Here is a 253-nt window from a genome sequence, read left to right as displayed (position 1 = left end):
CGATCATGATCGGCACCCTGCTGCTGCCGTTCCACGTCGTGATCATCCCGCAATACATCATGTTCAACGAGCTCGGCATGGTGAACACCTTCATCCCCCTGCTGGCACCGAAGTTCCTCGCCGGGGAAGCGTTCTTCGTGTTCCTCATGGTCCAGTTCATGCGCAACCTGCCCCGCGAGCTCGACGAGGCCGCCCGCATCGACGGCGCCGGCCACGGCCGCATCTTCGGCTCCATCATGCTGCCCCTGATGCG

1 protein-coding gene is annotated in these 253 nt (G+C 63.2%); it reads left to right on the top strand.

All coding sequences use genetic code 11. The annotated features are described in order from the left end of the window. A partial coding sequence (locus ACQP6G_RS20865; protein WP_429767240.1) for an ABC transporter permease subunit occupies positions 1 to 253 on the top strand: 253 nt, incomplete at both ends.

This window comes from Isoptericola nanjingensis, from assembly GCF_050311635.1.
GTDB classification, from domain to species: domain Bacteria; phylum Actinomycetota; class Actinomycetes; order Actinomycetales; family Cellulomonadaceae; genus Isoptericola; species Isoptericola nanjingensis.
Note: the sequence above shows the minus strand (reverse complement) of the source record. Positions and strands in the feature narration are given on the sequence as shown.